Annotated in this window: 17 protein-coding genes and 1 tRNA gene; 3 read left to right on the forward strand and 15 right to left on the reverse strand. The window is 66.6% G+C overall.

Annotated features, from left to right (window positions below):
• Positions 1-103 precede the first annotated feature (103 nt).
• On the forward strand, positions 104-2,950 hold the full coding sequence (locus ACLARN_RS07610; protein ID WP_409490577.1) for a BTAD domain-containing putative transcriptional regulator: 2,847 nt from the start codon (positions 104-106) through the stop codon (positions 2,948-2,950).
• Positions 2,951-2,974: 24 nt separating this feature from the next.
• Here ACLARN_RS07610 and ACLARN_RS07615 read toward each other — a convergent pair.
• The 5 genes from ACLARN_RS07615 to nfi all read right to left on the reverse strand — a co-directional run bounded on the left by ACLARN_RS07615 (position 2,975) and on the right by nfi (position 6,423).
• Positions 2,975-3,048 (reverse strand) — tRNA-Leu (locus ACLARN_RS07615).
• 23 nt (positions 3,049-3,071) lie between these two features.
• Positions 3,072-3,563, reverse strand: coding sequence for an SLATT domain-containing protein (locus ACLARN_RS07620; RefSeq protein WP_409490578.1), 492 nt, complete (start codon positions 3,561-3,563; stop codon positions 3,072-3,074).
• A 77-nt stretch (positions 3,564-3,640) separates the two neighbouring features.
• Positions 3,641-4,969 (reverse strand): NAD(P)/FAD-dependent oxidoreductase, encoded by a 1,329-nt coding sequence (locus tag ACLARN_RS07625; protein ID WP_409490579.1) that lies wholly within the window; start codon positions 4,967-4,969, stop codon positions 3,641-3,643.
• 84 nt (positions 4,970-5,053) lie between these two features.
• A complete protein-coding gene (locus ACLARN_RS07630; RefSeq protein WP_409490580.1) occupies positions 5,054-5,746 on the reverse strand; it encodes a uracil-DNA glycosylase in 693 nt (230 codons plus the stop codon).
• Complete coding sequence (gene nfi, locus ACLARN_RS07635; protein WP_409490581.1) at positions 5,743-6,423, reverse strand: deoxyribonuclease V; 681 nt, start codon at positions 6,421-6,423, stop codon at positions 5,743-5,745. Before nfi ends, ACLARN_RS07630 begins: the two co-directional genes overlap by 4 nt.
• Positions 6,424-6,451: 28 nt before the next feature.
• Between nfi and ACLARN_RS07640 the strand changes: the two genes are divergently transcribed.
• Together ACLARN_RS07640 and ACLARN_RS07645 are read left to right on the forward strand one after the other, a co-directional pair.
• On the forward strand, positions 6,452-7,948 hold the full coding sequence (locus ACLARN_RS07640; RefSeq protein WP_409490582.1) for a S10 family peptidase: 1,497 nt from the start codon (positions 6,452-6,454) through the stop codon (positions 7,946-7,948).
• Positions 7,949-8,237: 289 nt separating this feature from the next.
• Entirely contained in the window at positions 8,238-9,041 is an 804-nt protein-coding gene (locus ACLARN_RS07645) for a hypothetical protein (RefSeq protein WP_409490583.1), read from the forward strand.
• Positions 9,042-9,128: 87 nt separating this feature from the next.
• On the opposite strand, the gene ACLARN_RS07650 is transcribed toward ACLARN_RS07645, so the two are convergent.
• From ACLARN_RS07650 to ACLARN_RS07695, 10 genes are all read right to left on the reverse strand, one after another.
• Complete coding sequence (locus ACLARN_RS07650) at positions 9,129-10,850, reverse strand: S8 family serine peptidase (protein WP_409490584.1); 1,722 nt, start codon at positions 10,848-10,850, stop codon at positions 9,129-9,131.
• A gap of 40 nt (positions 10,851-10,890) precedes the next feature.
• Complete coding sequence (locus ACLARN_RS07655) at positions 10,891-11,889, reverse strand: ABC transporter ATP-binding protein (RefSeq protein WP_409490585.1); 999 nt, start codon at positions 11,887-11,889, stop codon at positions 10,891-10,893.
• Positions 11,882-12,874, reverse strand: coding sequence for an ABC transporter ATP-binding protein (locus ACLARN_RS07660; protein WP_409490586.1), 993 nt, complete (start codon positions 12,872-12,874; stop codon positions 11,882-11,884). Before ACLARN_RS07660 ends, ACLARN_RS07655 begins: the two co-directional genes overlap by 8 nt.
• Positions 12,875-12,880: 6 nt before the next feature.
• Positions 12,881-13,834, reverse strand: a complete 954-nt coding sequence (locus tag ACLARN_RS07665; protein ID WP_409490587.1) for an ABC transporter permease — start codon at positions 13,832-13,834, stop codon at positions 12,881-12,883.
• The gene (locus tag ACLARN_RS07670; protein WP_409490588.1) at positions 13,827-14,753 is read right to left on the reverse strand and encodes an ABC transporter permease; all 927 of its coding nucleotides are present in this window, start codon (positions 14,751-14,753) and stop codon (positions 13,827-13,829) included. Before ACLARN_RS07670 ends, ACLARN_RS07665 begins: the two co-directional genes overlap by 8 nt.
• A 93-nt stretch (positions 14,754-14,846) precedes the next feature.
• Entirely contained in the window at positions 14,847-16,463 is a 1,617-nt protein-coding gene (locus ACLARN_RS07675) for an ABC transporter substrate-binding protein (protein WP_409490589.1), read from the reverse strand.
• Positions 16,464-16,720: 257 nt separating this feature from the next.
• The gene (locus ACLARN_RS07680) at positions 16,721-17,674 is read right to left on the reverse strand and encodes an exopolyphosphatase (protein WP_409490590.1); all 954 of its coding nucleotides are present in this window, start codon (positions 17,672-17,674) and stop codon (positions 16,721-16,723) included.
• 23 nt (positions 17,675-17,697) lie between these two features.
• Positions 17,698-18,861: a lytic transglycosylase domain-containing protein gene (locus ACLARN_RS07685; protein ID WP_409490591.1), complete on the reverse strand. Its 1,164-nt coding sequence runs from the start codon at positions 18,859-18,861 to the stop codon at positions 17,698-17,700.
• 184 nt (positions 18,862-19,045) lie between these two features.
• A complete protein-coding gene (locus ACLARN_RS07690) occupies positions 19,046-19,561 on the reverse strand; it encodes a DUF501 domain-containing protein (protein WP_409490592.1) in 516 nt (171 codons plus the stop codon).
• A gap of 22 nt (positions 19,562-19,583) precedes the next feature.
• Complete coding sequence (locus tag ACLARN_RS07695; RefSeq protein WP_409490593.1) at positions 19,584-19,946, reverse strand: FtsB family cell division protein; 363 nt, start codon at positions 19,944-19,946, stop codon at positions 19,584-19,586.
• Between the last annotated feature and the right edge of the window lie 47 nt (positions 19,947-19,993).

The raw sequence follows: 19,993 nt of genomic DNA on the forward strand, positions 1-19,993 counted from the left end.
CTGAATGGTTACTGGAGCCTCCACTTTGCGGCGTCCGGCGTACAGAATCGGTACTCGCCCGAGTACAGGAGAAGCTGCCCGAAAGGGCGATGGCATTGACACCGTGGATCCGGAATTGCTGGGATTGTCCCAGCGATCGGGGGCGGGTATGGAATTCCGGGTACTGGGGCCGCTGGAAGTGGTCGCCGAAGGGGTGCCCCGGTCAGTGGGGCCAGGACGACAGCGTGCGGTACTCACGGCGTTGTTGTTGCATTCCAATCAGGTGGTGCCGACCACCGAATTGATCGACATGGTGTGGGGCGAGCCGTCGCCCCGATCCGCCGCGGTCAATCTGCGCACCCACGTCGCCGGGTTGCGCCGGGTGCTCGCACCGGAAGGCGAGCGACGGTTGACGGCCCGCAACGGTGGCTACCGGATCTCGGTACGGCCGGAAGAGGTGGACCTGGCCGTCTTCGAGGACCTTGTAGCGCGAGGCCGCGCCGACCAGCGGGCCGGCGAGCACACGGCCGCCATGCGGAGGTACGGGACCGCGCTGCGCCTGTGGCGCGGACACCCCTTCGACGACGTCGAGTTGCACGGAGCCGCGGCAGCCGAAGTGGCCCGTCTGAACGAGATCCGGCTCACCCTGACCGAGGACCACCTCCGCGCGCGGCTGATCACCGGGGACGGCGCCGTGATCGGGGAACTGCGTGGCCTGGTGGTGGTACATCCACTACGGGAACCGCTGTGGACGCTGCTCATGCTCGCGCTCTACAGCGCCGGACGCCAGGCCGACGCACTCGCCGCCTACGACCAGGCCAGAGAGCGCCTCGCCGACGAACTCGGCATCGACCCCGGCCCCGCGCTGAGAAGCCTGCGCCAGCAGATCCTCACCGGCGACCCGGCCCTGCTCGACACGAATGTCCAGATTCGCGCCGAGGTCGCCACGAACGGTTCGCGGCCCCCGGCCGTCGCACCTCGTCGTCCGCTGTCCTCACTTGTCGGCAGAGAAACGGAGCTACGGACGTTGGCGCGGCTGCTGGACGAGCGGAGACTGGTGACCGTGGTCGGCCCCGCGGGGGTCGGCAAGACCCGGCTGGCCGTCGAGCACCTGGCCGGACGGGAAGCATGGCTGGCCAGGCTCGCCGACGTCGGTCAGCCGACGGTGTTGTCGCAGGCGGTCGCCGACGCCGTCGGGCTGGTCAAGATCGCGGGAGATCCGCGGCGGGCACTGGTCCGGGCGCTGGTGGCCCAGTCCGGCCTCCTGATCCTCGACAACTGCGAGCATCTCATCCCGGCTGCCGCCGAGCTCGTCGCGGAACTACTCGCCGGATGCCCTCGGCTGCGCATCCTCACCACCAGCCGGGAACCGCTGGACATCGACGGCGAGGCGACGCTGCCGTTGGATCCGCTGCACACCGAAACGGCCGTGATACTGCTCGTCGACCGTATTCGCGCGATCCGCCCCGGCTGGGAGCCCTCCCCTGACGAACTCCGTCACGCGACGCGCGTGTGCGAGGCACTGGACGGTCTCCCCCTCGCGATCGAGCTCGCCGCGGCCCGCGCGAAGATCCTTGGTCTCGACGAGATCGCCGAAGCGCTGACAGATCGTTTCGCCGTACTCGGGCCGGTGCCTCGTGGGTCGCTGACACCGCACGCGACACTGCGCGAAGCCATCGCCTGGAGTATCGAGCCGCTCTCCGCCGCCGACCGAACGCTCCTGCTGCGTCTGTGGCCTTTCGAAGGTGGTTTCCCCATGGCCGCGGCCGAAGCCATCGGCAGCCGCGACAACGCGTCGGCGTTCCTGTCACTGTCTTCGCTGATCTCCCGCTCAGTGGTGACAGCCGACACGACGACCACACCATCGCGCTATCGAATGCTGGAAACGATTCGCGCGTATTGCGAGTCGGTGGATCCGGCGCCCGTGGCCACCCGGGACGGGCACGCCGCGTGGGTACGCGGGTTCGTGGCGGATTGCGCCGGGATGTTCAGCGGCAAGCACTCGGGCCTGGCGGTGGCCCTGCTGAACCGCGAGTGGCCGAACCTGCGCGCCGGTATCGGCCACGACCTTTCCCGCCGGCCTGCCGCGGCCTTGCGCACGGTCGGGCTGCTCGACTGGTTCTGGACCAGGAGCGGCCACATCGCCGAGGGAAGGAAGCTGGTCGGCGCGGCCCTGCGGACCGCGACCGACGCGGCAACGGCGGATCGAGCGCGTGCACTCGCCGCGGCCGCCAATCTCGCCTATTACGCCGGCGAAATCTCCGAAGGGCGCCGCCTCGGCGACGAGGCGTTCGCCATCACCGGCGGGCAAGTCGACGAAGAGCATCGGATCCTGCACGGCTCCGCGCTCTTCTACCAAGCGGTGGCCAGGCTGCACACCGGCGAACTCGACGAAGCACGAGCCGCCGCGGGGAAGGCGATCGCCATCGGCCGGCCGGCGCGGTTGGACTGGCTGGTTCTGGGCGCGCGCATGGTTCTCGGCGCCGTTCTCGTCGAACGGGGACACTTTCGCTCCGGAGAGGAGACACTGGCTGAGATCGCCCGGTCGGCCGAGCGGGCGGACATCGGCTGGCTCGCGGGGTGGGCGGAGTTCGCTCTCGGCAAGTCCCTGCTCCGGCACGCGGGAACCCCCGCCCAGCTCGGTGACGCCGCCGACGCCGTGCGACGCGCCCTCACCTGGTTTCAAGCCGAAGGCGACGTCTGTCATGTCCTCTTCACGATGAATGTCGCCGTCGAGGTACTACTGCGCTTTGGCAAGCCTGTCGAAGCGGCCACCTTGGAGGCCGCGATCCTCCACAGCGCCGACCAGTTGGGATTGGGCCGAACGAGCGTCTCCCAGGCCGGTGAGGGCCCCTATGAGACCGAATTGGCCGAAACACTCACCCCGGCCCAACGCCTCGCCGCGGAAGCCGAGGGTGTCCGCCTGAGCTGGACGGAGATGATCGAACTCGCCAGCGTGGAGCGGATCTGACGATCTTGGTGAGGATGCGGTAAGTGCCCCGGACGGGGATCGAACCCGCACTGGGTCGATTTTAAGTCGACTGCCTCTGCCAGTTGGGCTACCGGGGCACCGACAGCCTAGGCGATGTCCTTCAGTTCGCCGCTTCAGTACGCCGATATTCGAGCCAACGGAGACCGAGCTCGTTCCAAACTGCCTGGTACTCCTCGAACTTCGCGTTGATGAGCTGGGGATCGACCTGCTCGGGCGGGGTCGAAGCGAGGTAGAAGCTGAGTTCGTCGCGCAGCCGATAGAGCCGAAACTGGACCTCTTCCATCAAGACCCACAGGGATCGCCAGGCGAAGAAGGGCTCAAGCGCACCGATCACGGTCGTCGTGGCCACGAGAGCGAACGCCACGCCTGTCCAGCCGTTGAGGTTCTGCAGTCCGAGAATGATCGTGGACACCGCGGACAGCGTGAGCAGCAGGAGCCTGATCGACACGGCACGCCAGCGGAAACGTCGCTTCCGCGAACGTGCGTGCGCGTTGTCGCGCTCGATCCTCTCCAGGACATGTTTCGCTAGGTCAGCCGGAGCCAGACCGGTGGCGAGCGGAACGGCGGGTACTGACTTCCGGAATGCCTGCACCGACACACCCTAAACGCCGTGAAGGCCTCCTTCCTTACTTTGACAGTAGGAAAGGAGGCCTTCACGGACCTCCGGACTCAGGACTTCGACAGCCGGTCGAATTCCTCGCGCGGGTTGTTGATCTGGCCGAGCGAGATGACCTCGCGCCGGAACAGGCCACCGAGCATCCAGTCGAACAGGATGCGGATCTTGCGGTTCCACGTCGGCATCGCCTTGAGGTGGTACGCGCGGTGGAAGAGCCAGGCCGGGAAGCCCTTGATCTTCAGGTTCAGCGCGTCGGCGACACCCTTGTGCAGGCCGAGGCTGGCCACCGCACCCAGGTTCTTGTGGTAGTAGTCCTTCGGCTTGCCGCCGCGGATCACCTTGATGATGTTCTTCGCCAGCAGACGCGCCTGGCGAACGGCGTGCTGCGCGTTCGGCGGGCAGGTCGCGGTCGGGTCCTGCTCGGTACGCGAGAGGTCCGGCACGGCGGCGTTGTCACCGGCGGTCCAGACGTCGGGGTGTCCGACGACCTGCATCGCGGCGGTGGCTTCGACGCGGCCGCGCTTGTCCAGCGGCAGATCCGAGCTGGCGAGCACCGGGTTCGCCTTCACGCCGGCGGTCCAGATGATCGTGTCGGTGTCGAACTCGGTGCCATCCGAAAGCACGACGTGGCCGTTCTCGAACGACTTCGCGGCTGTCGACAAATAGACTTCGATGCCGCGCTTCTCGAGCTGCTCGACGGTGTACACACCGAGCGTCTCCCGCACCTCGGGGAGGATCCGCCCCGCCGCCTCGACGAGCACCCAGCGGATGTCCTCGACCTTGAGGTTCGGGTAGTAGTTCTCGACCGCGAAGCGGGTCATGTCCTCGAGTTCGGCGAGCGCCTCGATACCGGCGAACCCACCGCCGACGACGGTGAACGTCAGCAGACGCTTGCGCTGCTCGGGATCGAGCGTGCTGGCGGCCTCGTCCAGCTTCGTCATGACGTGGTTGCGCAGGTAGATCGCCTCACCGATGGTCTTGAAGGCGATACCTTCTTCGACCAGGCCCGGGATCGGCAAGATGCGCGCGACAGCGCCGAGCGCGACCACGAGAACGTCGTAGTTCAGCTGCTCGACGTGACCGTCGGCGGCCTCGACCGTGACGGCTTTGCGGTCGTGCTCGATCTTCGTCACCCGTGCGGTGAGCACGTGGCAGCGCTTGAGCACGCGCCGCAGCGGCACGACCACGTGCCGCGGTTCGATCGCACCGGCCGCCGCCTCGGGCAGGAAGGGGGCATAGGTCATGTGCGGCTGCGGATCAACGACCGTCACGGACGCTTCGTTGGCCCGGAGCATCTTCTGGAGCCCGTACGCCGTGTAGAGCCCGACGTATCCACCACCAAGGACGAGGATCCGTGTCGGTTCCGACTTAACACCAGCCATATCCCTATAGTCGCACCCATCTGCTGAGATCGCTCGGAGACCCCATCCGGCTGTGACCAGCGTCGCCACGCCTTCCGCACCGATTCAGTTCAGGCCGGCCACCGAGGTCGCGGAGGCCAGCACATCGCACACCATGTCAAGCGTCAGGCGGCCGGTCTGGACATTGCGCTGCGACACGTGGTAACAGCCGAAAAGGCGCAGGTCGCCGAGTCCCACCTCGACTCCGTGGCCGAACTTCGGGCGCGGCGTCGGCACCGTCCAGCCCGCTTCAGTGAGCACCGGCAGCAGGGCCTGCCAGCCAAACGCGCCGAGCACCACGACGGCCTTCAGCGTCGGCTTCAGCAACGTCAGCTCTTCGGCGAGCCAGGATCGGCAGGTGTCCCGTTCCTCAGGTGTGGGCTTGTTGGCGGGTGGCGCGCATCTCACCGGGGAGACCATCCGGGTCCCGCGCAGTTCGAGACCGTCACCGATATGGGTAGACGTCGGTTGCGAGGCAAGGCCGACCCTGTGAAGGGCCTTGAAGAGGACGTCACCGGAGGGATCGCCGGTGAACATGCGGCCGGTCCGGTTCGCACCATGCGCCGAGGGGGCGAGGCCGACGATCGCCAGCGACGCGTCCGGCGGGCCGAATCCGGGCACCGGCCGGGCCCAGTAGGTGTCGCCGGCGAAGGCCGCGCGTTTGACCACGGCGATCTCCTCGCGCCACGCGACCAGTCGTGGGCAGGCACGGCAGCCGACGACCTCGGCGTCGAGTTCGGCGATGGAGCGGAACCTCATGACGCTTCTTTCAACGCGTCGCGGCAGAGGCGGTCGGCTTGCCTGGTCGTCTCCGGCTGGCGGAACGCGGGCGACAACCGGAGCACCTGGCGGCACGCGTTGTCCAGCGAGATCTTGTGGCCGACGGAGACGTAAACGGGTTTCACGCCGTCCTGGGTGCGCAGGACCATGCCGACGACCTCGCCGTCGTCCACCAGGGGTTCTTTGGCGCCGCGTTCCCGCCCCGGCTCGCCGTGCTCTCCGATGAAGCGGGTCTTGCCGACTCCGATGGTGGGCAATCCGGTCACGACGCCGACGTGGCATGCCAGCCCGAACCGGCGCGGGTGAGCCAGCCCGTGCCCGTCGCAGACCAGGAGGTCCGGGGTGTGGTCGAGCGCGCGAAGGGCGTCGAGCAGCGGAGGCAGCTCACGGAAGGCGAAAAGACCCGGCTCGTACGGGAAGGAGACCTCGGAGACGACGGTCCGCTTTTCGACGACGCGAAAATCGGCGGTTTCGAGAGTGACCGCGGCTGCGGCGATGAGGCCACTGCCCTCGTCGTAGGCGACGTCCAGCCCGGTGACCGTCAGGATCTGTTGTGGACAACGATCCTCGCGATCGACCAGGCCGCGCAGGGCCTCCTGGATTTCGATCGCTTCGGCGATCGTGTTCGGGCGATCATGCGCCGTGACGATGTCCACCCGTACAGACTGCCAGTAGGTTGGGATCATGCCGGACACCAATCCCGAGGAAAAGGCCACCGACGAGAAGGACACCCCGTCGGTGGAAACCAAGGTCGAGCCGATCGACGACCTGGTCACCACGAAGCACACGCTGACGCTCAAGCGCAAGAAGCTCGCGTACACCGCCCAAACCGGGCGGATCGTGCTGCGGAAGGAGGTCATCACCGACGGCAAGTCCGAGGGCCACAAGCCCAAGGCGGAGGTGTTCCTGACCTCCTACACGCTCGACGACGCGGAGCCCGGCTCGCGCCCGGTCACGTTCGCGTTCAACGGCGGTCCCGGCTCGGCGAGCATCTGGCTGCACATGGGCCTGCTCGGACCGCGCCGCGTGCTGTCGGGTGATGTCGACGACCCGGTCGCGCCGCCCTACGGGCTGACCGACAACCAGGAAACCCTGCTGGCGCACAGCGACCTGGTGTTCATCGACCCGGTGTCGACCGGCTACTCGCGCGCCGTCGACGGTGAGAAGGCCACGGAGTACCACGGGTACACGGCCGACATCGAGTCCATCGGTGAGGTCATCCGGCTGTGGGTCTCGCGCAAACAGCGCTGGCTGTCGCCGAAGTTCCTGGCGGGCGAGTCTTACGGCACGCTCCGCGCGGCCGGGCTGGCGGCGCATCTGCAAGAGCGCCACGGGATGTACCTGAACGGGCTGCTGCTGATCTCGTCGGTGCTGGACCTCGGCACACTGCGGTTCACTGAGGGCAACGACCTGCCGTACACGCTCTTCGTTCCGACGTACGCGGCGATCGCGCACTACCACGGCCTCCACGGCGACCGCCCGCTCGACGACGTCCTCGCGGACGCCGAGGACTTCGCCGCCAAGGAACTCCCCTGGGCCCTCGCACGCGGCGCCCGTCTGTCCACACAGGACCGTGCCGAAGCCGTGGCGACGCTCGCTTCTCTGACCGGATTGAGCGAGTCCTATGTGGACAGGGTGAACCTGCGGATCGAGCACGTCCGGTACTTCACCGAACTGCTGCGGGACAAGGGTCTCGTCGTCGGCCGGATGGACGGCCGGTTCACCACCTGGGAACCCGACGGCGGCCGCGAGCACATGAGCGACGACCCGTCGATCTCGCGGATCATCGGCGCCTACGCCGCCGGGCTCAACCACTACGTGCGCGCGGAACTCGGTTACGAGAACGACCTGCCGTACGAAGTCCTTTCGACGGACGTGTTCAAGGCCTGGTCCTACTCGGACTTCGAGGGGCGCTCGGTGTCCTCTGTGGACTCCCTTGCCTCGGCCATGCGCTCCAATCCGCACCTGCGGGTGCACGTCGCTTTCGGTCACTACGACGGCGCGACACCTTATTTCGCTTCGGAGCACGTTCTGGCGCGGTTGCAGATTCCCGAGGAACTGCGGGAGAACATCGACACGGCCTACTACCCGGCCGGGCACATGATGTACGTGAACGAGGCGTCTCGGGTGCAGCAGTCGAAGGATCTGGCTAAGTTCGTGAAGGCCGCTTCGGGGGCGTAGCTCGCTTCGGGTCACCTCAAGCCAGTGTTATGAACGGACCTTTCATAACAGTTTTTGTTATGAAAGGTCCGTTCATAACAGCCATCGCAGGGTTTTTGTCGGACCTGCGCGCGACTCTGCCCAGATGCATATCGCAAGCTCATCCTTCACAGAAGCCTACCTACTACAACACAGCCGACACGGCGTGATCCGGGTGGCAGCCCTCGAGCGATTGGGCATCACTCCGATGACGTCGTACCGAAGATGTCTGCCTGGCGGCAGATGGACACATCTACTACCAGGCATCGTCTTGCTGTCCAAAGATCGACCATCGGCGCGACAACGTATCGAGGCCGCGCTCATGCACGCGAACGGCTTCGGCGTACTCACAGGTTTCGAAGCAGCGCGACGCTACGGCCTCCAGAACGTGCCGCCGGATCGATCGGTTCACCTCCTGATACCAGAGAAGCATCGTGTCAACAGCGCGAAGTTCGCGCTGGTCGAGCGAACCATCCACATGCCGACTACACGTGTCATCGACGGTATTCCTGTTGCGGCAACGGCCCGCGCAGTCCTCGACGGTGTACGCCGCATCAGGGAACTTGATCCTGTTCGCGCGCTACTGATCGAGGCCGTCGAGTCCGGGCACTGCACGACACCCGAGCTGATGGGCGAACTCGACTCGGGCAGCAAACGAGGGACAGCGCTGCCTCGGGCGGTCCTGAAAGAGATCAGCTCCAACATCAAGTCCGTACCCGAGGCGATCGCCACGTCGGTCTGGAAGCGGGCCGGACTCCCTCCCGCCGAACACAACGTCAAGATCTACGATCTGCGAGGAAACTACATCGCCATGCCGGACGAGTGGTGCGACGAGGTAGGACTGGCCTGGGAGGTCGACTCCTTCGATTTCCATTTCAAGAAGGCTGATTTCGCGAAAACCCTGGACAGGAACAATCGCTACGCCGCAGCCGGAATCGTCGTTGTGCAGACGCTCCCTTCGCGTCTGCGAGCTGAGCCTGAAGCGGTCGTCGCGGAGCTCCGCTCAGCCTTCCGCGCGGCATCCTGCCGACCGCGACCGAACGTGGTGGTCGTCCGCCAAAACCGCGCCGCTTGAGCACTCCCGGCTGTTATGAACGGACCTTTCATAACAAAATCTGTTATGAAAGGTCCGTTCATAACACGTCCGGCCACCCCCGAGGGATCAGCCTCGTAGGTATTGGGAGCCTCGGGTGACGGCCGACCAGGCGTCAACCGCACCGTGGCCGTAGAAGCCGTTGAACGAAGCGTCACCTGTGCAGGTGGCGGTGAACGAAGCGTCCCGGCCTTCCTTCAGGTAGTCGACGGTCCGCGGCACCGGGCAGGCGATGTCCGAAGCCGTGCCCTCGAGCACCCGCTGTACCGCGTCCGGGTTCATCCCGAAGTCGCGCGAACCCTTGCCGTACTGCGAAACGATGAGCGCGGCGACACCGGCCGCGTGCGGCGATGCCATCGACGTCCCCTGTAGCCACTGGTAGTAGCCGACGCGGCCGTCGGCGGCGGTCGCCTTTTGGATACCGGCGGTGACACCGTCGGGGGTGATGTTCCCGGCCGCGTCGATGTTGCCTTCCGCGACGCCGACGTTGCGCGGGTACGTCGAGAGGATCTGGTTCTCGACGGTGCGGTGCCACGGGGTGCCGAAGTAGTCACGGAAGTAACCACCGGGTGCGGAGACCGAGATCTGCTCGACGCCGTAGTTCGAGTAATCCGCCTTCGCCTGCGAAGGCCCGAAGGAAGAGACGCCGATCGTGTGCGGGCCTTCGATGGGCAGCGAGAGGCAGCTCGCGTTGTCGATCTGCCGCGGGTGCGTGCTGTTCGACGGGTAGCCGGGGCTCGACGCGTCCGGCTGCGGGGTCGCGAGGTCGCTGTGCTGGTTGCCCAGCGAAACCACCTGGGTGACGCCCTTGCGGTGCGCGTAGTTCAGCGCGCGGGTCGTCGCCTCGATGATGGTGCGCTGCTCAGCCTGCTCCGCGGCCGAGTCGGCCGGGTTGGACGCGCAGTTGTAGAGCCAAGGGTCCGTGTAGAAGCTCATGTTGACGACGTCCACACCGGCGTCGCCGGCGTAGGTGATCGCGTCCACAGTGGACTGCAGGAAGAAGAAGCCCGAGTCCTGTCCGGCGCGGATGTTCACCAGCGTCACGTTCGGCGCGACGCCCGAGACACCGAAGCCGTTCGCGGCGGCGCCGATGGTGCCGGCGACGTGCGTGCCGTGCCCGTTGTCGTCGTGGTCGGCCGGGTCCTTGCAGCCGCGGTATTCACACGGCCCGTCGACGACGGCGCCGTTCACGTCCGAGACGATGTCCTTCGTGAAGTTCCGCGACGCGGCGAGGTCGAAGTTCGGCGCGATGTCGGGGTGGCTCGCGTCGACACCGGTGTCGATGATGCCGACCTTCACCCGTTTGTCGCCCGGCTGCTTGGTGCGCGACAGGTCGGAACGGACGGACTGGAGACCCCAGAGCTGATCGTCGAGCGGGTCCATGCCGACGGTCTTCGCCTTGGTCGGCTTCTTGGCCGACGCGGCGCCGCGGCTCTCCTTCTCGACGACGTTCGGCTTGGGCTTCGCCTTGCCGTTCTTCGGCGCGGTGCCGATCGGCTTCGCTTTGGCCGCACCGAAAACCGAGCGGTCCGCGGAGACCCGTTCGGCGAAACCGTTGGCAGGCGCGGTCGCGGTGATCAAGCCGACGGCGGCGTTACTCGTCACGACGGTGCCCCCGGCGGCGCGGATCGCCCGCTCCGCCGAAGCGACACCTTGCCCTTCACGGGCCAGAACGGAGAATTCGGTCGCCGCACCGGAAAGCTGTGGCTGCGCGGACGCCACCGGAGCCGTGACGATCGCACCGAACAACGGTACCGCGAGCGCGACGACAAGAGATCTGGATCTTTTCATTTCCTGCCTCCTGAAAAAACGATTCGTGAAAACTACGCCGTCAGGGAACGACGGTTTTTTCCTCCGCGAAATGGCAGGCGGACAAATGCCCACCGGTCCGCGTGATCAATTCGGGTTCCTGATCCGCGCAAAGGTCCTGCGCCTTCCAGCATCGCGTGCGGAATCGACATCCCGACGGCGGATCCAGCGGACTCGGCACGTCCCCTTCCAAGCGAATCACCTGTCGTTGCCCGCGCAGAGCCGGGTCCGCGACGGGAACCGCGGACAGCAGGGCCTGGGTGTAGGGATGCGACGGATGTTCGTAGATCTCCTCTTCCGTCCCCATTTCCACGATCTTGCCGAGATACATCACCGCGACCCGCGTGGAAAGGTGACGGACAACGGACAGGTCGTGTGCGATGAACACATAGGAAAGGCCGAATTCCTTCTGCAGTTCACCGAGCAGGTTCATCACCTGCGCCTGGATCGAAACGTCCAGCGCGGAGACCGGCTCGTCGCAGATGATGACCTTCGGCCGCAGCGCCAGCGCCCGCGCGATCCCGATGCGCTGGCGCTGTCCGCCGGAGAACTGGTGCGGATAGCGGTTGATGTGCTCGGGGTTCAGCCCGACGACGTCGAGCAACTCCCGCACTTTCGCCGCCCGAGATCCCTTCGGTGCCACCTCGGTGTGGATCTCGAAGGGCTCACCGATGATGTCGCCGACCGTCATCCTCGGGTTCAGCGAGGTGTACGGATCCTGAAGCACGATCTGGATCTCGCGCCGCAACTTCCTGAGTTCGGCTCCCCGCAACGCGAAGATGTCGCGACCTTCGAAGGTCGCGAGGCCACCCGTCGGTTCCTCCAGCCGCATCAGCACCTGGGCCAAAGTGGACTTACCGCAGCCGGATTCCCCCACCACGCCAAGGGTTTCCCCTGGCATGAGATCGAAGGAGACCCCGTCGACCGCCTTCACGTGGCCGATCGTGCGTTTGAGGAGCACCCCGGCTCGCACCGGGAAGTACTTCACCAGGTTCTCGACCCGCAGAATGGGTTCAGGCACGACCGCTCACCACCTCGTCGGCGAAGTGGCACGCGCTGACCCGGCCGAAACCGAGGCTGTGCAGGGCGGGCCGCTCGGACTCGCACCGGCTCTCCGCCCGCGGGCAGCGCGGATGGAACGGGCAGCCTGGCGGGACGTTCAGCAGGCTCGGCGGCAGTCCTTTGATGGTCTCCAGCGTCTGTCCTTTGAGGTCGAGCCGCGGCAGCGAGGCCATCAGCGCCTCGGTATAGGGATGCCCCGGCGAACGGAACAACTCGGCGACGTCGGCCTGTTCGACGATCCGGCCCGCGTACATCACCGCGATCCGGTCGGCGACCTCGGCGACCACCGCCAGGTCGTGCGTGATCAGGATCAGCCCCATCCGCCGTTCGGCCTGGATCTCCGCCAGCAGGTCCATGATCTGGGCCTGCACGGTGACGTCCAGCGCGGTCGTCGGCTCGTCCGCGATCAGCAGATCGGGGTCGAGCGCGAGCGACATCGCGATCATCGCGCGCTGCCGCATCCCGCCGGAGAACTGGTGCGGGTACTCGCGGATCCGCCGGGCGGCGGCCGGGATGCGGACGGTGTCGAGGAGTTCGATCGCCCGCTTGCGCGCGTCCTTTTTGGACATTCCGAGCCGGACCCGCAGTTGTTCCTCGATCTGGAACCCCACGGTGAAGACCGGGTTCAGCGCGGAAAGCGCGTCTTGGAAGATCATCGCGATCTCCCCGCCCCGGACCTCACGCCGCCGCTCTTCGGTGGCGGTGAGCAGATCCTCGCCGCGGTACCGGACGGCCCCGCCGGTGACGACGGCGGGCGGGCTGTCGAGGATCCCCATCACCGTCTGCGCGGTCACGCTCTTGCCGGAGCCGGATTCTCCCAGCACGGCAAGGGTTTCCCCGGCGTGCACGGTGTAGTCGACGCCGTTGAGCACGGTCGCGACACCGTCGGACGTGCGAAATTCGACGTGGAGGTCTTCCACCTCTAGCAGCAATTCGTCGGACACAGCCGATCACCGGGCCTTCGGGTCGAGCGCGTCGCGGATCCCGTCACCGAGCATGACGAACGCGAGCACGGTGACGGTGACGAACCCGGCGGGGAACAACAGCATGTGCGGATTCACCCGGAAGTAGTCCCGTGCGTCGCTGATCATCACGCCCCACGAAACGACCGGCGGCCGCACGCCGACACCGAGATAGGCCAGCGTCGCCTCCGCGCCGATGAACGCGCCGAGCGCGATGGTCCCGTAGACCAGCACCGGCGCGACCGTATTGGGCAGCAGGTGCCGGAACACGATACGCGGCGTACTCGCACCGAGCCCGCGCGCGGCCTTGACGTAGTCGAGTTGCTTGGCCACCAGCGTCGCCGACCGCATGATGCGCATCGCCACCGGCCAGCTCAGCGCCGCGATCGAGAACACCACCTGCACGATGATGGTGACCGCGCCCGGATTCGTACCGGGAGCGTTGAACGTCGTGAGGATGACGATCGCGCCGAGCACGAACGGAAGCGCCGCGAAGATGTCGCCGATCCGCGAGAACAGGCTGTCGACGAGACGGCCGTAGTACCCGGCGACGATCCCGACGATCGAACCGATCAGGATCGTCAGCACCGTCGCGAAGACGCCGACCAGCAACGACGCCCGCGCACCGTGGATAGTCCGCGCGTAGACGTCGTAGCCCTGGTTGTCGTAGCCGAACCAGGCGTCCGCGGACGGTCCTTCGTTGGCGTGGGTCAGATCGCTGAACCCGGCCGGACGGGAACTGAACAGATCGGGGGCGATCGCGATGAGCACGACGAGCGTGATGATCGCGGCGGAGATGATGAAGGACGGCCTGCGGCGCAGCATCCGCCAGGCGTCGCCGCCGAGACTGCGTGGCTTGTGCGCCAGCGCGGAATCATCGGCGACACCGGCGGCCGCGATGTCCACAGAGGACACGCCGCCGGCCACGTTCGGGTCAGTCATAACGGATCCTCGGGTCGAGAACGGCGTAGAGCAGGTCGACGATGAGACTCACCAGCAGGTAGACGATCACCAGCAGGACGACGACGCCGGTGACGGTGGCGCCCTCCCGGTTCTGGATACCGCGGAAGATGAGCCCGCCGATGCCGTTGATGTTGAACACGCCTTCGGTGACGATGGCCCCGCCCATGAGCGCGCCGATGTCGGTGCCGATGAAGGTCAGCACCGGGATCACCGAGTTCCGGAGCAGGTGAACGCCGACGACCCGGCTGCGTGGCTGCCCCTTCGCGACGGCTGTGCGGACGTAGTCGGCGTGCCGGTTCTCCGCGATGCTCGCTCTGGTCAGCCGGGCGATGTAGGCCATGGACAGGCTGCCCAGCGCGATTCCTGGCACGATCAGTTCGCCGATCGTGGCGTCCTCGGACACGCTCGCGTCGATGATGCCCAGTTCCGAACCCAGGATGATCTGCAGCACGATCGCGGTGACGAACACCGGGATCGAGATCAGGAACGTGGTGGACATCAGCACGAGGTTGTCGAGGTAACCCTTGCCGCGCAGGCCGGTCAGGATACCGGCGGACAGCCCGATGATCGCCTCGATGGCCACCGCGATGAGCGCGAGCCGGACGGTCACCGGATAGGCGTTCCCGATCAGCTCGCCGACCGAGACACCGTTGAAGGTCTCACCCCAGTCGCCGGTGAACAGGTTCCCGAGGTATTTGAAGTACTGGACGAAGATCGAATCGTCGAGGTTGAACTTCGCGGTCATCATCTCGATGTAGGCGGGCGGGCAGGCGACCTGACCGCATTTGCCGGCGAACGGGTCACCGGGCACCGCCCACACGAGGGCGTAGATGAGGAAAGTGGTGCCGAAGAAGACCGGGATGAGCTGAAGCAGTCGTCGGAGGATGTACTGGGACATGGGCGTGCCGTCCTGGGGATCGCGTGGTGGGAGCCGGGGTTCCGGCGGGCCGGGAGCGGTGATCCGCCGCTCCCGGCCCGCACGACCACGCGGTTACTTCGCGGCGACCTCGATGGACGAGTAGTCCGCGAGACGGCCGAAGTCGAGCTTGGCGACCTTGAGCCGGTTCGACTTGCCGCCGACGCCCTTCTCCTCCCACACGGGGATCTGCGGCAGATCCTTCGCGATCAGGTCCTCCGCCTGCTGGTACAGCTTGATCGCGGCCGCCTTGTCGGCGGTCTGGTCCGCCTGCTTCAGCAGCGCGTCGACGGCCGGGTTGTTGTACGTCGAGTCGTTCGACGAACCGGTGCTCTTGTAGCGCGGGTTCAGGTAGTTCTCGATCGACGGGTAGTCGGCCGACCAGTCGGAACGGCCCATGCCGGTCAGCTGCCTGCCGTTGACGATGCTGCGCCACTGGCCGAAGTCGGTCGCCGGGACGAAGTCGCATTCGACGCCGAGCGCGTTCTTGATGCTGTTGCACGCCGCGACCAGCGGTTCTTTACGGCCGCCGTCCGCGTTCGAGGCGATGGTCAGCTTGCCGGTGTAGCCGGACTTCGCCCAGAACTCCTTGGCCTTCACCGGGTCGAACTTGCAGAACTCGCAGACACCGGGCCGGTAGCCCTCGATACCGCGTGAGACATAGCCGTCTGCGGGCGAGTAGGTGTCGTTCATGACGGTCTTGACGATCTGCTCGCGGTCGATGGCGAGTGAGATCGCCTTGCGCAGGTCCAGGTTGTTGTAGCCCGGGACGTAGTACGGGATCGCGAGCGCGCTGATGCCGAGCAGGTTTCCTTCGACCAGACGCTCACCGAGGTCGGTCTTGTACTTCCCACCGGCCTTCGCCGCCGGCGGGAGCGCCTCCATGAAGTCGAGGCGGTTGCTCAGCAGGTCCTGGTACGCGGTTTCCTGGCTGGTGTAGATGCGGACTTCCAGGTCCTTGAACTTGACCTTGTCCTCGCCCTGGTACTCGTCGTACCGCGTGAGCTTCATGTTTTGGTTCGGCGTGCGCGAAACGAACTTCAGCGGTCCGTTTCCGATCGGGGCCTTGGCGAACGCCTCCGGATCGGCGAAGAACTTGTCCGGCAGTGGCGCGAAGGCGAGGTAACCGATCTTGGTGGCGAACACGGAGAACGGGCCCTTGAGGGTGACCTGGAACTCGTAGTCGTTCACGACCTTGAGCCCGGACATCTCCTTGACCGCGGGCTCCTTGGCGCTGATCTCGTCGTAGCCCTGGATCTGCTCGAAGAAGGACGCGTTCTGCATGCCGTACTTGCCGTTCGCGCTGTAGTTCCACGCGTCGACGAAGTTCTTGGCCTTGACCTCGGTCCCGTCGTGGAACTTCCAGCCCTTTTTGATCTTGATGTCGAAGACCTTCGAATCGGTCGTGGTGATCGATTCGGCCATCAGGTTGTACGGCTCGGCGGTGTCGGATTTGTAGCCGACCAGCGCCGAGAAGACCGGCTTGAGGGCTTTGGACCCACCGAGTTCGTTGGTGTTGGCGGGAATCAGCGAGTTCTCCGGCTCGGTGCCGTAGACCGAGACCGCCGCGTTGGCGTCGGCGGCACCGGATCCCTTGTCCTGACTGGACCCACCACCTCCACAGGCCGTCAGCAGCAGGGCCGCCGTGGCCACCACCGCCGTCGCTCCCCAGAACCCGCGTGAAGCCCGCATGTCCCCTCCAACTCTCGTCGTCGGATAGTCCGGCGGGCGCTGGTCGCGCCCTACCGCCCAGAAGGTGAGACGACGCTATGGGACAGGTGAACCCGATCACAGTGCGTTGGTGTTGCAAATGTGTGACGGTGTGCCGGACCACCCGGTTAGAGCACAACGTTGGTAGGAACCGGGTTCCGCCGAATGGCCCAATCCGGACTGGAGGTTACCACTTGATCACCTAAAGAAATGGCTTCATGTAAGAGAAAACCCGGCGTTCAGGCCAGCGACAGCGCGATCCCGTCGAGGATGTCGTGCTCGGAGATCACCAATTCGCCGGGACCACTGCGCGTGGCGAACTGCTCGGCCAGTACCTGCACGATCACCGAGCCGCCGCCGATGACGTCGACCCGGCCGGGGTGGATCACCGGGTTCGCGGCGCGGGTCGCGTGATCGGCGGTCAGCAACGACTGCGCGACGCGATCGATGTCGGCGCGGGAGAGCTTCGAAAGGTGGGTGCGCTCGGAGTCATACTCGGGCAACCCCTGCGCCACGGCGGTCAGCGTCGTGACCGTCCCCGCGACGCCGATCCACGTTTTCGCGGTCGAGACGTCCACAACATCGAAGGCCTCGGTGAGCACCTTGGCGGCCAGCTCCCGGGCTTCGGCGATCTCGGCCGCGGTCGGCGGGTCGGACTTCAGCGCGCGTTCGGTGATCCGGACGCAGCCGATGTCGACCGACTTGGCCGCGATGACCTCGGCCTGGCGGCCGTCCCAGGTGCCGACCACGAGTTCGGTCGAACCGCCGCCGACGTCGACCACCACGAACGGGCCGTCGTCGGGATCCTGCTCGCCGACAGCGCCGGTGAAGGACAGCCGGGCCTCCTCGTCGCCGCTGATGACTTCGGCCTCGACGCCGAGCACCTCGCGGGTCATCGCGAAGAACTCGTCGCGGTTGCTCGCGTCGCGAGTCGCCGACGTCGCGACCATGCGGACCTTCTCCACGCCCTTGCGGCGCGCGGCGATCGTGTAGTCCGCCAGCGCCTTACGGGTGCGCTCGAGCGCCTCGGGAGCCAACTTGCCGGTGGCGTCCACACCCTGGCCGAGGCGGACGATCCGCATCTCGCGGTGCAGGTCACGCAGGTCGACCGTCCCGTCGTGGCGGGGGGTCAGCTCGGCGACGAGCAGGCGGATGGAGTTGGTCCCACAGTCGATCGCGGCAACACGAGGCATGGCCCGAGCTTAGACAATGCCGATCAAGTGGGGTCGGCGGCTTTGCTGCTCGGTGACGTCACCGTCGTTGTCGTGGTGGTCGTCGCCGGCGAGGTACAGGTCGTCGGCGGTGCCGGAGTTGGGGTCGTGGTCGTCGGGCTCGTGGTCGAAGGCGGAGCCGTCTCCGTCACGGTGACCGGCGAGCACGGCGGCAGCTTCGTGCTTGTCGGCGGCTTCGACGACGAAGACGACTTCGTCCCCGGCAAGGTGATCGACGAGGGCGGCGGCGTCACCGAACCGGGCGGCGTCGACGGCACCGGGGGCGGCGGAACCGAAGTGGGCGGCGGCGCGGCCGCGGCGTTCGGGGCGCCGATGGGCACCTTGCTGTCCGGCGTCGGCAGCACACCCGTGCGGTAGGCCTCGGCCCAGATCAGCACGGTGTTCACGTAGGTGTCGGAGTTGTTGTAGCGGAACACGGCCGTGCGCAGCTGATCCGGTTTGGACAGATCGAGCCCGCCGGAGCACAGGTACCGCCCGGTGCCCAGCGCCGCGTCGAAGATGTTGTTCGGGTTGGACTCGCCGTCGCCGTTGCCGTCGGCGGCGTAGCCCTTCCACGTCGACGGGATGAACTGCGTCGGGCCGACGGCGCGGTCCCAGACCGTGTCACCGTCGAACTTGCCGCCGTCGGTGTCCGGGATGGCCGCGAACGGACCGGCGCCGTTGAGCTGCGGGCCCAGAATGGGTTCGAGGGTGTTGCCCTTGGCGTCGACGAAACCGCCGCGTGCGTGGTTGGACTCGATCCGGCCGATACTCGCGATCAAAGCCCAGTCGATATGACAGCCGGGCTGTTCGGCGATGAGGATGTCGGCGGCGTTGCGGTACGCGGCGAGCGCGGTGACCGGGATGCCGAGCGGTCCGTTGGGGAGTTCGTCCGCGGGGAGCGGGAGCGGGGTCGGCGCGTTCGGCAGGCTGCCGTCGACACCGATCTGATGGACGAGCGGGTTCTTCGGGTCATAGCCGCCGACGAGGGCGACGTCGCCGGAATGGATCGTGCTCGCCGTCGCGGCCCAGCTGCCTGCCCCGACGACCGCGGCACCGGCCGGGACGATGGCGAGGACGCCTCCGGTCACCGCGGCGATCGTGCGGTGCCGGAGACAGAGTCTCCGGACATGACCGGTCACCGCGCCTGGCACGTGCCTCACGCGCATACCTCAGAACCCTCCCGACGGATCACGACTCGGCGATCCGTTATTTGCCCACCCCGACAACCCACAACCGGTGCCCAGCCTGCCGCATGTGGTGACCGGTTTCACCCCATCGGGGAGGACCAGTTGGCCGACAACGGGTGAATTAACCCACCTGGAGGAACTATCTGTACAGCGAGGGCAGGCGTTACCCCTGGCAATCACCCGACGGCCACCCGTTCGCCTTGAGCAGCGCGAGGGTTTCGTCCCCGAACGGGTTCACGCCGGGACCGACGGCGAGCGAATGCGCCAGGTGGACGTGCAGGCACTTGACGCGTCCTGGCATCCCGCCCGCGCTGACCTCGTGGCCGAGCGAATCGATGGCGTCGCGTTCGGCGAGATAGCTCTCGTGGGTCCGCTGGTAGGCGGCCGCCAGCTCGGGGTCCTCCGCGAGCCGGTCGGTCATCTCCTTCATCAGCCCGGACGCCTCGAGCGTGCCGACCATCGAGGTCAGCTTCGGGCAGGTCAAGTAGTAAAGCGTGGGGAAGGGAGTGCCGTCGTCGAGGCGGGGGCTGGTCTGCACGACCGACGGGTGGCCGCTCGGGCAGCGCGCGGCGACGGCGCGCAGCGCACGGGGTACCCGGCCGAGCTGCTCCGCGATGATCTCGCGGTCGGCGTCGGTCACAGGCTCATAAGAGGACTTTTCCGTGCTGTTCACGCCCATAAGGCTAACCGGGGCGGGGAACTCAATCCCCCGCGACCTGATCCCACAGCTTCTCGTACCAGGAGCCCGCGGGCACCGGCTGCTGGCCTTGCGGCTGCCCCTGCTCGGGCGCCTTGTCCTCGGGGAGCTGCACGATGTACGGCGTCTCGCCGGGCTTCACGAAACCGAAGCGTTTACGGGCCTCCGCCTCGATCTGCGCGGGGTCGCTCAGCTCGGCCTTGCGGCCTTCCAGGTTGGCGACGGTCCGCTGCAGTTCGGACTGCAGTTGCTGCTGCTCGGTCACCTCGGACTTCTGGCTGAGGTACGTGCGCAGCGGGACGGCGATGGTGAACGCGAGCGCGCACACCACGATCGCCACCACCGCGGCCCGGCGGGTGGTGGACATGCCGAGTACCTTCGCGGCACCCGATGCCCGTTTCGCCGCCAGGCTGC

Origin of the sequence: Amycolatopsis sp. cmx-11-12 (assembly GCF_046269425.1) — a bacterium.
GTDB lineage: Bacteria > Actinomycetota > Actinomycetes > Mycobacteriales > Pseudonocardiaceae > Amycolatopsis.

What these genes read in the sequence shown, in the direction of transcription:
- ACLARN_RS07625 (WP_409490579.1), bottom strand. Translation starts at nt 4,969, where the DNA reads ATGGCTGGTGTTAAGTCGGAACCGACACGGATCCTCGTCCTTGGTGGT.
- ACLARN_RS07630 (WP_409490580.1), bottom strand. Translation starts at nt 5,746, where the DNA reads ATGAGGTTCCGCTCCATCGCCGAACTCGACGCCGAGGTCGTCGGCTGC.
- ACLARN_RS07640 (WP_409490582.1), top strand. Translation starts at nt 6,452, where the DNA reads ATGCCGGACACCAATCCCGAGGAAAAGGCCACCGACGAGAAGGACACC.
- ACLARN_RS07650 (WP_409490584.1), bottom strand. Translation starts at nt 10,850, where the DNA reads ATGAAAAGATCCAGATCTCTTGTCGTCGCGCTCGCGGTACCGTTGTTC.
- ACLARN_RS07665 (WP_409490587.1), bottom strand. Translation starts at nt 13,834, where the DNA reads ATGACTGACCCGAACGTGGCCGGCGGCGTGTCCTCTGTGGACATCGCG.
- ACLARN_RS07670 (WP_409490588.1), bottom strand. Translation starts at nt 14,753, where the DNA reads ATGTCCCAGTACATCCTCCGACGACTGCTTCAGCTCATCCCGGTCTTC.
- ACLARN_RS07675 (WP_409490589.1), bottom strand. Translation starts at nt 16,463, where the DNA reads ATGCGGGCTTCACGCGGGTTCTGGGGAGCGACGGCGGTGGTGGCCACG.
- ACLARN_RS07680 (WP_409490590.1), bottom strand. Translation starts at nt 17,674, where the DNA reads ATGCCTCGTGTTGCCGCGATCGACTGTGGGACCAACTCCATCCGCCTG.
- ACLARN_RS07685 (WP_409490591.1), bottom strand. Translation starts at nt 18,861, where the DNA reads ATGCGCGTGAGGCACGTGCCAGGCGCGGTGACCGGTCATGTCCGGAGA.
- ACLARN_RS07690 (WP_409490592.1), bottom strand. Translation starts at nt 19,561, where the DNA reads ATGGGCGTGAACAGCACGGAAAAGTCCTCTTATGAGCCTGTGACCGAC.
- ACLARN_RS07695 (WP_409490593.1), bottom strand. Translation starts at nt 19,946, where the DNA reads ATGTCCACCACCCGCCGGGCCGCGGTGGTGGCGATCGTGGTGTGCGCG.